We start from the raw sequence: 14,200 nt of genomic DNA, 5'->3' as shown, positions 1-14,200 counted from the left end.
GCAGATACTACTGCATACAATTCTAAAGTAACACTGCTGGCTGGTCATACTGCTACACTGGTATGGACTATCACCAACGGTACTTGTGCGGCTACTACTTCCCAGGTGAAACTCACCAACTATGAAGTGCCTTCTGCAGCAGTTGCTGGTCCTGAACAAAAACACTGTAATGATTCCATCTTCACACTGGCGGCTAACAAGCCGGCTCAGATGGGCGCTTATGGTGCATGGACCATCGTAGGTGGTAAACAGTCATGGATCACCATTGCTGATACTACTGCATACAATTCTAAAGTAACACTGCTGGCTGGCCATACTGCTACATTGGTATGGACCATCACCAACGGTACTTGTGCTGCTACTACTTCCCAGGTGAAACTCACCAACTATGAAGTTCCTTCTGCAGCAGTTGCTGGTCCTGAACAAAAACACTGTAATGACTCCATCTTCACACTGGCCGCTAACAAACCAGCTCAGATGGGTGCTTACGGTGCGTGGACCATTGTAGGTGGTAAACAGCCATGGATCACCATTGCAGATACTACTGCATACAATTCTAAAGTGACACTGCTCGCTGGTCATACCGCTACACTGGTATGGACTATCACCAACGGTAATTGTGCCGCTACTTCCAGCCAGGTGAAACTGACCAACTACGCATTACCAAATGCAGCTGTTGCAGGTCCTGATCAGAAACATTGTAACGATTCCATCTTTACCATGGCCGCCAGCCCGGTAACTCAGTATGGTGCATACGGATTCTGGACCGCGGTAGGTAAACCTTCATGGGTAACTATCACGAAAGACTCTGTAAACAACACCACTGTAAAAGTACTGGCTGGTCATACCGCCACACTGGTATGGACAACAGGTAATGGTACTTGTATCAACAATGCAGACACTGTACTGCTGACCAACTATGCTTTACCTAATGCAGCTGTCGCAGGTCCTGATCAGAAACATTGTAACGATTCCATCTTTACCATGGCCGCCAGCCCGGTAACTCAGTATGGTGCATACGGATTCTGGAAGGCAATAGGTAACCCTGCATGGGTAACCATTACGAAAGACTCCGTGAACAACACCACGGTGAAAGTACTCGCTGGCCATACTGCTACACTGGTATGGACAACCGGTAACGGTACCTGCGCTAACAATGCAGACACTGTACTGCTTACCAACTATGCACTGGCAAATAAAGCGCTGGCCGGACCTGACCAGGAACATTGTAATGATTCTATCTTTACCATGGCAGCTAACGCTCCTACTCAGTATGGAGCATACAGTTACTGGACCGTGGCAGGTAACCCTGCATGGGTAACTGTAACGAAAGATTCCATCAATAACACCACCGTGAAAGTGCTGGCTGGTCATACCGCTACACTGGTATGGACTATCACCAACGGTACTTGTGCCGCTACTTACGATACGGTATTACTCACTAACTACGCCGTAGCCGCGAAAGCAAATGCCGGTCCTGATCAGTCTATCTGTAACAAAACAGACGACTTCATTATGCAGGCAAATGCACCAGGTGTTCCAACTGCAAAAGGCATCTGGACACTCCTCAGCGGAAACGCCACTATTAAATCACCAAACAGTCCAACATCTGCGGTGACGGTGCCTGTAGGCGATACCGCTGTTCTTCAGTGGGCAATTGCAAACGGTGTATGTGACACTACTTTCAGCAGGGTTACTATCATCAACTACAAAGCAGCCATCACTGCTAACGCTGGTCCTGACCAGGAAAAATGTAACACCACTGCCGACTTCATCATGAAAGCCAGTCAACCTGGATCCGCCAGCGCAGTAGGTGTGTGGACAGACATCAGTCGTATCCCTGGTGCCGCTACTATCAAGTCACCAAATGATCCATATACCAGCGTAACAGTTCCTATAGGCGACACCGTTATCCTGAAATGGACCGTTACAAACGGTACTTGTACCAGCAGCAGCAGCACGGTAACGCTGATTAACTATAAGAAAGCTGATGATGCAGACGCCGGTAAGGATATCGAAATGTGTAATAACACAGGCGATTTCACTATGGCAGCTGCTACCCCATCCGTTCCAAGTGCAAGAGGCTTCTGGTCTATTATCAAGGGTAATGCTGTGATCAAATCCATCAATAGCCCTACTTCTGCGGTAAATGTTAACGTAGGTGACACTGTTACCTTACGCTGGACAGTCACCAACGGCGTATGTAGTGCTACATGGGATGATGTAACACTCATTAACTATCGCCTGCCGGCAGCAGCTAACGCAGGACCTGACCAGGAACACTGTGATGACGCTACCTTTAATATGAATGCCAGCGATCCTGGTGTGACAGGTGCAAAAGGTACCTGGATTGTTACCAGCAACAACGCGGCACTGATCACTATCAGTGACATTAACCAGAAAAATGCTATCGTTACGGTTCCTGCCGGAGAAACAGCACAACTGACCTGGGTAGTAAGCAACGGTGTTTGTGACGCTTCCAGCTCCAGTGTAACACTGATCAACCGCAAACCAATTCTGGGTAATACCATCGCTAATGATCAAACCGTTTGCTTAACAGAAGTTCCAATGGCTTTACGTGGTAACACATTAACCGGCGGCAATGGTAGCTATACTTACCAATGGCAACAAAGTACCACTGGCGCTACCGGACCGTTTACCAACATCAACGGCGCTACCAGCGATGCGTACCAACCAAATGTGCTTACTGTTAACACCTGGTTTAGAAGAGTGGTTGCTTCCGGTGCTTGTGTTAACAACATCAGCAATGCCGTGAAAATCACTGTAGTAACTATCAGACCGATTGTTACCTTCACTCCGCCTGCTATTACTACAGAATGTGAAAAAGGTAAAGACTACACTACCCTCTTCGGTGAGCCGGTATTTAGTCATGCACCTTATGATAACGAAGTACTCGATGTACAACACAACGATGTAACCGTAGTTACTTCACCTTGTCTCAGCACCATTACCCGTACCTGGACAGCAACTGACAGATGCGGATTATCCGTAAGCGCTTCACAGACCATCACGATAAAGGATACAAAAGCACCGGTGTTCACTACCCCTGCTCCTGCCGATATCACAGTGGATTGTGATAAAGTGCCTGCTAAGGTAGATCTGAAAGCGAACGATGACTGTGCAGGTGAAATCATTATACCTGCAGTAGAAGTTCGTCAGGATATCCCTGGCAGCTGCGCTAACAGCTACCTCCTGATCCGTACCTGGACTGCGAAAGACGAGTGCAACACCGGCGTTACCCTGAAACAGGTAATAACGGTGAAAGACATGACAGCTCCGGTATTCAATATCGCTACACCTGCCGATACTACAGTAGATTGCGATAAAGTACCAACTGGATTCAATCTCACTGCAAGCGACAACTGTACTCCTGGTGTAATCACCGTGGTTCCGAAAGATTCAGTAGTACGTAATCTGAATGATTGCAACAACAAGTACATCATCTTCAGAAAATGGACTGCCTTTGATGAATGTGGTAATGCCAGCGCAGTACAACAAATCATCCGGGTACAGGATACCACTAAACCGGTATTCAGCATGCCTGCTCCGAAAGACACTACAGTAGATTGTGATAAAGTACCAGCATGGCCGGTGATCACCGCTACCGATAACTGTACCGCGAAAGTGCAGGTATTCACCAGCACCAAAACGGTGACTCTCCCGAACAGCTGTGGTAACAACTACCAGGAAATCCGTACCTGGACCGTTACAGACGATTGCGGTAACAAACAGGTAATGCAGCAGACTATCACCGTTCAGGATACCACTAAACCGGTATTCACCGTGAAACCGCCTGCAGACACCACTGTAAGCTGTGACAATATCCCTGCTCCTTCCATGGATGTTCAGGTAACTGATAATTGCAGCAGCATCGGAAATGGCCTGACTGTAACACGTCGTGTCACTACCGAAACTACACCTGGTGATTGTGCCGGTAACTACCGCATCATCAGAACATGGATTGCGAAAGATGCCTGCGGTAATACCACTACCATAACACAGGTGGTGACAGTGAAAGATACCACCAGACCTGTTATCATGCCTGCACCGGCAGATATCGAACTCTATTGCCAGGATAAAATCCCGGCTCCAGCGGTACTTACAGCCACAGACAACTGTGACAATACCTTCCCGAAACGAGCCATCTATACAGAAGATCCATTTGTGGTAGATATCTGTAACGGCTACACGATTGTGAGAAGATGGAGTATTATGGATGCCTGCGGCAATAAAGCCAACGACGTAACACAACGGATTATCATCAAGCCATGTGCTAAGCCTCAGCTGGAAGCTACATTGCCATCCAACTGTTCCGACAACGGTAGAATTGCATTACGCAAAGTGGGCGATGTATACATGCCAACCTACACCCTGGTAGCGGTAACACCTTCCAATGTAGTAACAGGCTTGCCGCTCACACAAAACAATAATGTGTTCAACCTGAATGGCGCTACTTCTGCTTCCTTCATCATCACAGATGGCAGAACTGGTTGCTCTTCTGATACCGTTACTTATACACTCAGCTACATCCAGAAACCAATGGTGAACCTGGGCAACGACACCACTATCTGCGGTGGCAACAGCCTGGTACTGGATGCGGGTCCTGCTAACTTCGCCTACAAGATCACATGGTCTACCGGCGCAACTACGCAACGGATCAATATTAACCAGGCCGGTACTTACTGGGTAAATGTCAGCAACGGTGAATGTGCTACTACAGACACCATCCATGTGGGCCTGATCCCAACGCCACTGGTAGATATCCCTGATACTACTATCTGCCGCGGTCAAACAGTAAAACTGGATGCTTATGTAAATGGTGCACAATACCTCTGGAGCAACGGTTCTACCGCATCCTCCATACTGGTAGGTACTCAGGAACAGTTCTGGGTGAAAGTGATGAAAGCCGGATGTATCACCATCGATACCGTGAAAGTAAGTGTGAATCCTCCACCAGATATCAGCCTGAGTCGTGATACATCGATCTGCCCTGATCAGTCTATCATGCTCACCGTAAATTCAAATGGCGGCCGTATCAAATGGCAGACAGGCGAAACCGGTAATTCTATCGTGGTGAATCAACCAGGCGGTTACTGGGTGGCAGTTAGCAGAGACAACTGTGTGGTAAGAGATACAGTAAACGTACGTCTCAAACCAACACTCAACCTGGATCTGGGACCAGATAGAAATATTTGTCCTGGTGGCAGCATCACACTGAATGGTACAAATCCGGATGCGATCTCCTACCTCTGGAACGACGGCGATCCTAACCCGGTTAAACAAATCACACAAGCCGGTAAATACAAACTGGCAGTAATGGATAAATATTGCCAACGCGTATTCATGGATAGCGTGCAAGTAAATATCACCGGTTTACCTGTTATCAACCTCGGTAGAGATACCGTAATGTGCAAAGGTGAAACACTGACACTCCACGCCGAAGGCGGCGGTATCACCGGAATACGCTGGGATAACGGATCTTCCGCTCCAACTTACCAGGTGACCAACGGAGGTACTTACAGTGTAACCGTATTCAACGATTGCGGATCTGCTACAGATGATATCACGGTAGACTTTGTACAATGTGAACCAAAACCAACAGTACCAAATGCCTTCTCTCCAAATGGCGATGGACGTAATGATGTGTTCAGACCAGTAGTAAGAGGACAAATGTTCAACTACGAACTGCGGATCTTTAACCGCTGGGGTGAATTGATCTTTATGACTTCAGATGATCATAAAGGATGGGATGGTAAATACAAAGGCGTTCCGGTAGATGTAGGCACCTATGTATGGTGGCTCAGCTACAAGAAAGTTGCCGGAGGTACTTCCAATGTACTCAAAGGTGAAGTAACAGTAGTTCGCTAATCCGAAAGCATATAACATACCGCGAAACGCAAAAGGTTTTCACCTTTTGCGTTTCGCTTTTTTAAGAGAGATATCACTTTTTACTTACCTTAGTCGGTACAAGAGGTGTTCTCAACAGCAATAATTTTACTATATGAAAACGTTTGATACCGTAACGGCCGCCATGGAAGATCTCCGCAAACGCGGATACACTGCAGATTTCAATCTTCTTTTTGATGCTATACACGAAAAAGATAACAAAGTACATCCACAGGATTTTGAAATTACAGAGACGTATCGCTTCGAAGGAAACACTGATCCCGGCGATGAAGCAGTGGTATATGCCATCCAGACAAAATCTGGCACCAAAGGAATTTTAATGTATGGATATGGTGTGTATTCAGAAGATATGTCGGAAGATATGATCCGTAAATTGGCTCATAAATAATCGCCATTTTACAAAAACATAACCGGGCAAAACACAGGGAAAGATTTTCTTAGTGTTTTGCCCGGTTATATTTTACAACAACCACTTTTGCTTTTTGCCACAAATGGTTCTACTTTAGCGGGTTACCAGCAACGTGTACATGAAAAAACATATTATTTTATTACTATTGGTGGCAGGCTTGTGGATACCTGCACGTAGCCAGTCGCAGGGAAATCTTGATTTGATTCCACGCCCAACACTTCTCAAAGCGCAACCAGGCTCCTTTTCCCTTACCCCACAAACACCGGTATACACCATCCCTGCCTTTTCAGCGGTGGCTCGTCTTTATTCGGAAACAGCACATCTTCCCTATCCAAAATTAGCTTTTCCCCAAAAAGGCCCGGCAAAGGCAGTGGTATTTGCGATGGCCGATAAATCGGCGGTGCCGGATTCAGCTGGATATCAACTGAAGATATCCACCAGCCATGTAACTATCCTGGCACGTACGCAAACAGGTGCACTCGCCGGCATGCAATCACTCCTGCAACTGCAGTTACTCCAGCCCGATCAAACACTCCTCCCTTGTGCAGACATCACTGACCATCCCCGGTTTGGCTACCGCGGCGTTCACCTGGATGTATCCCGGAACTTCTTTCCGGCAGCGTACATCAAGCGCTTCATAGACTTGATGGCGTTATATAAGATGAACACCTTTCACTGGCACCTCACCGATGGCGCCGGGTGGAGACTGGAAATAAAACGTTACCCGGAATTAACGCAGGTAGCTGCATGGCGCAACTACGCCACCTGGAAAGACTGGTGGACGCATGGTCGCCGGTACTCCCGCGAAAGTGATCCCAACGCGTATGGCGGTTATTACACCCAGGCCGAAGCACGTGAAATAGTGGTCTATGCTGCACAACGTGGAATTACCATTATTCCTGAAATAGAAATGCCCGGCCACTCTGAAGAAGTACTGGCCATATATCCCCAGTTGTCCTGCTCGGGCATCCCCTACAAAAACTCCGAGCTATGCCTGGGTAACGATGCTACTTTCACTTTCCTGGAGCAGGTATTAACAGAAGTAATGGATATTTTCCCCTCTTCTTATATCCATATTGGTGGCGATGAAGCCGATAAAAAAGCCTGGCAGCACTGCCCCAAATGCCAGCAACGTATCCGCGATGAAAAGCTGAAAGATGAAAACGAATTACAGAGTTACGCCATTAAGCGAATGGAGAAATTCTTGTCGGCGCACCATCGTAAACTGTTGGGATGGGATGAAATACTGGAAGGTGGCCTTGCTCCAGCCGCTACGGTGATGTCCTGGAGGGGTGAAAGCGGCGGCATTGCTGCCGCCAAAGCCGGCCACGACGTCATTATGACACCAGGCGGCTATTGCTACTTCGATAGCTATCAGGCCGATCCGGCCACGCAACCTGAAGCCATTGGCGGCTATCTGCCACTGGACAAAGTATACAGCTATGAACCGGTACCCAAAGAACTGGATGCGCAAAACGTCAAACATGTGCTGGGGGCACAAGCCAATATCTGGACCGAATACATCCCCACCTCCTATCACCTGGAATACATGGTGTATCCGCGTTTGCTGGCATTGTCGGAAGTACTGTGGTCTGATACCACGCATAAAAATTTCGCTGATTTCCAGCAACGGATGCAATCCCAGTATCACTTACTGCAACGGCTAAACGTAAACTATTATCGACCTTCGTATGCGGTAACTATTCACCCGGAAATAGATGCAGCACATCATCGTACGGTGATCTCATTCGGCTCAGAGCAATACCAGCCAGAGATCCGTTATACACTGGACAGTACGTTGCCCAATAACCAATCCGCACGATATACCGGTCCTTTTGCCGTTACCGGCTCTGCTCCTGTCAGAGCGGCTATCTTCAAAGACAATCAGCTACAAGGGGCTCCTGCCTTTCTGCAATTGGACGATCACCTCGCGATTGGTAAAAAAGTGATTTACAATATTCCGTATAGCCAGAAATATCCGGCACAACAGGCTGCTACTTTTGTAAATGGATATCGTGGCTCGCTTACCTACGGAGATGGCCAGTGGCAAGGCTTTGAAGGTGACGTGGATATTACCGTTGATATGGATCAGGCCACTGCCCTGCATCGTTTATCCATTACGTTTATGCAATTAACAGGCCCGGGAGTATATATGCCTTCATATGTGGAACTATTAACCAGTGATGACGGGAAAAATTTCAAACCGGTAAAGCAGGTAAACAATGATATTCCTACCAGTAATGTTACGCTGACTTTTAAAGATTTCAAGTTTGATCTGAGTGGGGAAACAGCGCGATATATCAGGATCCGCGCGAAAAACGAACAACATGGATTTATGTTCGCCGATGAGGTAATTATCTACTAAAAATTATAACCGTAGCTGCCAGTTAATCACTAACAGCTACGGTTATACGATTATTTTAATTTCTGTACTTCTTTACTTAACCGGTAATCCACCATGCCATTAAAGTTACTGAGAAGTTTACTGTTCGGAATAGCAGTACGTAATCCATCCACAGTTTCTGTACTCACCTGTGCCGCCCTGGTAGCGGGGAAAGAACCAGTGTTGATGTAGGTCATAATCTTTATGAGATTATCATCCTGGTTGGTAACACCCCAGGGAACGTTTACATAATCATAAGCTGACTTATCTACATCTATACCCGTATAATAATCTCCAACGCCGTTGGCATTATGCGTCGCAAAATTAATTGCGTACAAATCTGCCAGGTATTTTTCGGTACCGCCGGGCGTATACGCAGAAATATTAAAGTCGATGAAGCCAACCGGTTTACCATAAGTCTTTGATCCTACCAACAGCACTTTCCGGTATGGTTTCAGGTTATTCAGTGTTAACTCGCTGGCAGAGGCAGTATTGTCGCTGGTAATAAAAAATACGTTATCCAGCGTAAGGCCACCTGTTCCTGCCGGGAACTTCACGGTTTCCGTGAGCCCAACACTGGATAGTTGTGCCATGAGCTTATCGTTGTACTTATAAGTATACATAATTTTACCTGCTGCAGAAGATGGCGCAATGGCACTATCCAGGTATTCTGCGGTAGTAGTGGCGCCTCCCCCGTTATACCGTAAATCTACAATCAGGTTTTTGATGCCGCTGGATGCAAATTTGGCAAACACCTGGTCCAGGGCCGTTTTGGTGAAGGTAGGCTGTCCTTTTTCGTTAAAAATGCTGGCGAACGTATACAATCCAAAGTACCCAACTTTAGTATTATTCGCTGCGGTGTATACCGTATCAAACAATACCGGGTTAAGGTTATACGGTGTGGGACTTAACGTAGTCGTGAAAGTACCTTGATTATTGGGTCGTTTAATGCCCAGCGTTACGGTAGACGTAGACGCCATGATAGCATTATACACCGCTCCCAGGGAAGCGTTGGTATTGGCAAAAGAGGTATTGCCATTTACGGAAATAATTTCGCAACCTCTGTCGATTCCCGCCTTGCCTGCCGGGCTGTTCTTATCGGCATACAACACAAACAAACGCACAGTGTTGCTGTTCTGCGACGCAAGTACAGGCGCGTATTCCAGTCCAAAGTCGCTGGTAGTAGCGGCAAACGTACCGGAAGAAACCCCGTTCATGAGTTTATTCGTCAACGTACCATTTCTGTCCAGGAAGCTATAGCGGTCGTACGGCGTATATCTTTTCATGACTGCCAGCAGCGTATCCGCATTGGGATAGCTGGTGCTGAACGGATCCAGTTTAGGTACGGACGAATACCAGAAGTAGGTAGGCAATCCGGCGTTCACATTACGTCCGCCGTCTCCGTAGGTCACCTGCATGATCTGGTACATCAGGTACTTGAGAGAGTCTTCCGCAAGAGACGCACTCAGTTGCGTGGTATCCTTGTCTGGCGATGGCGGTGTTGGTGCAGGGTTATTGTCTTTATGACAAGCCATAAAAACACTGGCACAGAAAGCTCCTGCCAGTACAGCTTTTGTTCCCGTTGTAAACAGTTTCTTATACATAAAAACGATTAAGTCAATTTCAGGGTCAGCAGTCTAATGAGTGGCCAGTGTTTGCCGGGTCCAGAAGTCTGCAGAATAATACAAGGCAAAATGATCAGCATATTCACCTGGCATGGGAGCCGGCTGGCCTTTGGCCCGCTTGGCTTCCATTTCCTTTTTATCTTCTCTCTTCATCGCGTTTACCTTAAAATGATAAGCAATGGGCTGTTCCGTCAGCGAAGTAATCCCCAGCATTTTCAGCGGGATTGCCAGTTCACAAACCAGGTTACCGGAGGCTTCGTAGGAAGCGGCTGTTTGAATACCAAACGTATTACGTACCGGAATATTGCCATTAGGGATGCTGTCGAATCCATCCACTTTTATTTCTTTCAGGTTAGCCAGGATTTGCTTTTTCAACTCTCCTGCTATCAGCGCCCGGGAAGCTTCGGGTACATCGGGTGCACCTGTACTTACGTTTTCGGTGACCGGAAAAGTAACTGCTGCTCCCCCTTTCTTTTTACCGGTTGGGTTTAATGAAATGGTAATGCCCGAACGCATAATTTTCATCTGGCTTTGCGGATCAGGCACACTTACGATTACGTATATATTTTCTTTATCGTTGGCTACGGTGTAAAATAACTTGGTAACGTTGTTGTAGAATTGCAGCGGTTTAGGCCATTCGGTTGCTTGCCCGTCCACTTTTATATTAGCCGGCGCCCACTTATTCGGTTCATCTTGTGCGGAGGCATTTACGTATAACAAAAGCCCGGCAATCAGCCCGGCCCCGGTTATCAGTATCCTGTTCATTTTCATGTGCTGTTATTTTCAGTTGCACTACAAGGTTAACAAAGAATTTTCAAAATAAGCTAAGAAAAAGCGTATAACCGCAAAAAGAATCGGTGAATGGGGAGATATAGGGGTTGAAAAAATAATGGATTTACAGGAGATGAATACCTCTGGCAGCCCTTCTCTCTGCAAATCCATTACCATTGATTGCTTAATACAGCAATCTTGTCTTAATTGTATGTTCTACTTCTTTCAACAGCGCTAATGCTTCCTGTGATAACTTCATATCCACATCCAGCACCACATAACCAATCTGGTCGTTGGTTTTCAGGTACTGACCCAGGATATTGATTTTATTGGCAGACAACGCCGTATTGATGGCTGATAACACACCAGGTACGTTCTGGTGGATATGCAAAATACGGTGCGTATTTTCAATAGGTGGTACGCTGATCGCAGGCACAGTGTGTGAACCAAAGCTGGCACCTTTCTCAAGGTAGTTCAGCATTTTGCTGCTCACGTCCAGGCCTATATTATGTTGTGCTTCTTCTGTGCTACCACCGATATGTGGCGTCAGGATTACGTTCGACAGTTGCTGAAGCGGTGTGCTGAAAGCAGCGCCATTTTTTTCTGGTTCTACCGGGAACACGTCGATAGCGGCGCCGGATAATTTTCCGCTTACCAAAGCATCTTTCAGTGCTTCCAGGTCTACCACTTCTCCACGGGCATAGTTAATGAAAATAGCGCCGGGCTTCGCGTCTGCCAGCACTTCTGCGGTGATCATATTAGCAGTTGTTTTGCTGGATGGTACGTGCAGGGAAATGATGTCTGATTTACCAAACAATTCTTTCAGCGTACGGATCTGTTCTGCGTTGCCCAAAGGTAATTTGGTTTCTGCATCGTAGTAGATCACGTTCATCCCCATCCCTTCTGCGAGTACACTCACCTGGCTACCGATATTACCATATCCTACAATACCCAGTGTTTTACCTCTGAGCTCATAGCTGCCGGTGGCTTCTTTCATCCAAATACCTTTATGTGCGGCGGCGTTTTTATCTACAATGCGGCGGATGAGAATAATCGACAATCCTATTACCAACTCAGCCACGGAACGGGTGTTGGAATAAGGGGCATTGAATACGGCTACACCATGTTCTGTGGCTGCTTTGAGATCTACCTGGTTAGTACCGATACAAAAGCATCCTACTGCCTGCAGTTTCCTTGCCGACTCCAGCACTCTACGGGTTACCTTGGTTTTAGAGCGAATGCCCAGAAGGTGTACATCTTTGATTTCATTAATGAGTTCCTCTTCTCCCAATGCGCCCGACAATTTGCGCACGTGATACCCGGCAGTCGTAAATTCTGCTACCGCAGCATCGCTGATGTTCTCTAATAATAAAATGCTGATCTTCTCTTTCGGATAACTTGTCGACTTTTGCTGGTCCATAATATTATACTAGATTATATGTGTATCTATGTGTTGCAATTGGCTTAATAATTGCTGATAGCGGGGAAACAGGGCACAAACCTACTCGATGTTGGGGAATAATCAAATAGTAGTGTAATCAAATTCGATTTTATCAAAAAAACGCAGTTCTCAGCGTCTTTTTTTAAACTTTTTTTAGCATTTCGGCTTAAAAATCAATTAAAAGGATTTGAAAACAGGGTTTTTATTTGGCAGTCTTTTACTTTGGGTATAAATTTAGCGCTTTGTATTTTTTAAGGGTCATTTTGAATTAAGCAAGTAGTATACTCCTCTAATGAAGCGATTGAAAGCAGTAAGGATCATTTTAACTATATCGGGAATTGCAATAATAACAAGTTGTCAGAGTAATGCAGCAAAACGGGCAGCCGAAAAAACTAAAGCCGCGACAGACAGTGTTCTTTACACCCTGGGATTAAGTTCCGCAGAGAAAGAGGCGATATTGAAATCGCCCCGCACCATTCAGATGCAACGCGAACTGGATGCATTTTACAACGGTAAGTTATTGCGCTCCGGGTTCAATGGCGCCATGCTGGTAGCCAGAAAAGGTGTTGTCATTTTTGAACAATATCACGGTTATGAAAACTCAAGAACTAAAACACCTGTTGTAGATAGTTCTTCATTTCAACTGGCGTCTGTTTCCAAAACCTTTACGGGTGCGGCTGTATTGTGGTTGGCACAAAAGGAAAAGCTCAGCCTCGAGGATTCATTACAAAAATTCTTTCCTCAGTTTCCGTATAAAGGCATCAATGTACGCATGCTGTTGAGCCACCGTAGTGGCCTGCCGAACTACCTTTATTTTTGTGACAGCTTATGGAAAGATGAATCCCGCTTTATTACCAACAATGAAGTGATCAAATTGATGGAAGTGCACAAGCCTCCCATGCAACACTTGCCGGGTACACATTTCCAATATTGCAACACCAACTACCTGCTGCTGGCTTCTATCATAGAAAAGGTCAGTGGTCAGAAATATGCGGAGTTCATGGAACAAACCATTTTCCGTCCGTTGGGAATGACCAGTACATTTGTATACGATCCTGCATCAGCTGCACGTGTGCATCAAACCCAGAGTCATAAGTACAACGGGCAATTTGAACCGGATACCTACTTCGACGGTGTAATGGGCGACAAAGGTATTTACAGCAGTGCCAGAGATATGCTGAAATGGGACCAGGCGCTTTATTCCGGCCAGTTATTAAATGAAGCTACGCTGAAGGCTGCCTATACACCGTACAGCCACGAAAAGCCAGGTATCCGTAATTACGGTCTGGGATGGCGGTTAATGGTATATCCCGACAGCACTAAAAACATCATCTATCACAACGGCTGGTGGCATGGCAACAACACCGTGTTTTACCGTTTTGTACAGGACTCTACTACCTTAATCATTTTAGGTAATAAATATAACCGCGGTATCTACAAGGCTGTAAAACCGATACGTGATATCCTTGGCCATGGTGATGGTGAGGAAGCGGGAGAAGAATAACGCATCAATATCCTATAAATAAAAAAGCAGCCCCGCTATTTCGGGGTTGCTTTTTTTTTACGGGAATCCGTATACGTAAAACTTATGCAAGGTCAAACACCCGTGATGTGTGGGTAGTACCCGCTACCCCACTGCGTAT

The 14,200-nt window shown here is 46.3% G+C and carries 7 protein-coding genes; 4 read left to right on the top strand and 3 right to left on the bottom strand.

Annotated features, from left to right (window positions below; translation table 11 throughout):
* From J7623_RS20440 to J7623_RS20430, 3 genes are all read left to right on the top strand, one after another.
* Nucleotides 1–5,889, top strand: a 5,889-nt coding sequence (locus tag J7623_RS20440) for a gliding motility-associated C-terminal domain-containing protein (RefSeq protein WP_291923857.1), incomplete at its 5' end; no start/stop codon positions are given.
* Between the two features lie 133 nt (nucleotides 5,890–6,022).
* The gene (locus J7623_RS20435) at nucleotides 6,023–6,316 is read left to right on the top strand and encodes a phosphoribosylpyrophosphate synthetase (RefSeq protein ID WP_291923855.1); all 294 of its coding nucleotides are present in this window, start codon (nucleotides 6,023–6,025) and stop codon (nucleotides 6,314–6,316) included.
* 139 nt (nucleotides 6,317–6,455) lie between these two features.
* Nucleotides 6,456–8,702, top strand: a complete 2,247-nt coding sequence (locus tag J7623_RS20430) for a family 20 glycosylhydrolase (RefSeq protein ID WP_291923853.1) — start codon at nucleotides 6,456–6,458, stop codon at nucleotides 8,700–8,702.
* Between the two features lie 50 nt (nucleotides 8,703–8,752).
* On the opposite strand, the gene J7623_RS20425 is transcribed toward J7623_RS20430, so the two are convergent.
* From J7623_RS20425 to serA, 3 genes are all read right to left on the bottom strand, one after another.
* Nucleotides 8,753–10,324 (bottom strand): S41 family peptidase, encoded by a 1,572-nt coding sequence (locus J7623_RS20425; RefSeq protein WP_291923850.1) that lies wholly within the window; start codon nucleotides 10,322–10,324, stop codon nucleotides 8,753–8,755.
* A 33-nt stretch (nucleotides 10,325–10,357) separates the two neighbouring features.
* The gene (locus J7623_RS20420) at nucleotides 10,358–11,116 is read right to left on the bottom strand and encodes a hypothetical protein (protein WP_291923848.1); all 759 of its coding nucleotides are present in this window, start codon (nucleotides 11,114–11,116) and stop codon (nucleotides 10,358–10,360) included.
* Nucleotides 11,117–11,300: 184 nt separating this feature from the next.
* Nucleotides 11,301–12,536, bottom strand: coding sequence for a phosphoglycerate dehydrogenase (gene serA, locus J7623_RS20415; RefSeq protein WP_291923846.1), 1,236 nt, complete (start codon nucleotides 12,534–12,536; stop codon nucleotides 11,301–11,303).
* Nucleotides 12,537–12,849: 313 nt separating this feature from the next.
* On the opposite strand from serA, the gene J7623_RS20410 reads away from it, so the two are divergent.
* Entirely contained in the window at nucleotides 12,850–14,061 is a 1,212-nt protein-coding gene (locus J7623_RS20410; RefSeq protein ID WP_291923845.1) for a serine hydrolase domain-containing protein, read from the top strand.
* The last annotated feature ends 139 nt before the right edge of the window (nucleotides 14,062–14,200 follow it).

It is taken from the genome of Chitinophaga sp. (assembly GCF_017745275.1).
GTDB lineage: Bacteria > Bacteroidota > Bacteroidia > Chitinophagales > Chitinophagaceae > Chitinophaga.
The sequence above is the reverse complement of the archived record's forward strand: the minus strand, read 5'-3'. Positions and strand labels throughout refer to the sequence as shown.

Bases quoted from the DNA above. Each gene is read 5' to 3' on its own strand.
- J7623_RS20430 (WP_291923853.1), top strand. From the start codon at position 6,456: ATGAAAAAACATATTATTTTATTACTATTGGTGGCAGGCTTGTGGATA.
- J7623_RS20425 (WP_291923850.1), bottom strand. From the start codon at position 10,324: ATGTATAAGAAACTGTTTACAACGGGAACAAAAGCTGTACTGGCAGGA.
- J7623_RS20410 (WP_291923845.1), top strand. From the start codon at position 12,850: ATGAAGCGATTGAAAGCAGTAAGGATCATTTTAACTATATCGGGAATT.
- J7623_RS20435 (WP_291923855.1), top strand. From the start codon at position 6,023: ATGAAAACGTTTGATACCGTAACGGCCGCCATGGAAGATCTCCGCAAA.
- serA (WP_291923846.1), bottom strand. From the start codon at position 12,536: ATGGACCAGCAAAAGTCGACAAGTTATCCGAAAGAGAAGATCAGCATT.
- J7623_RS20420 (WP_291923848.1), bottom strand. From the start codon at position 11,116: ATGAAAATGAACAGGATACTGATAACCGGGGCCGGGCTGATTGCCGGG.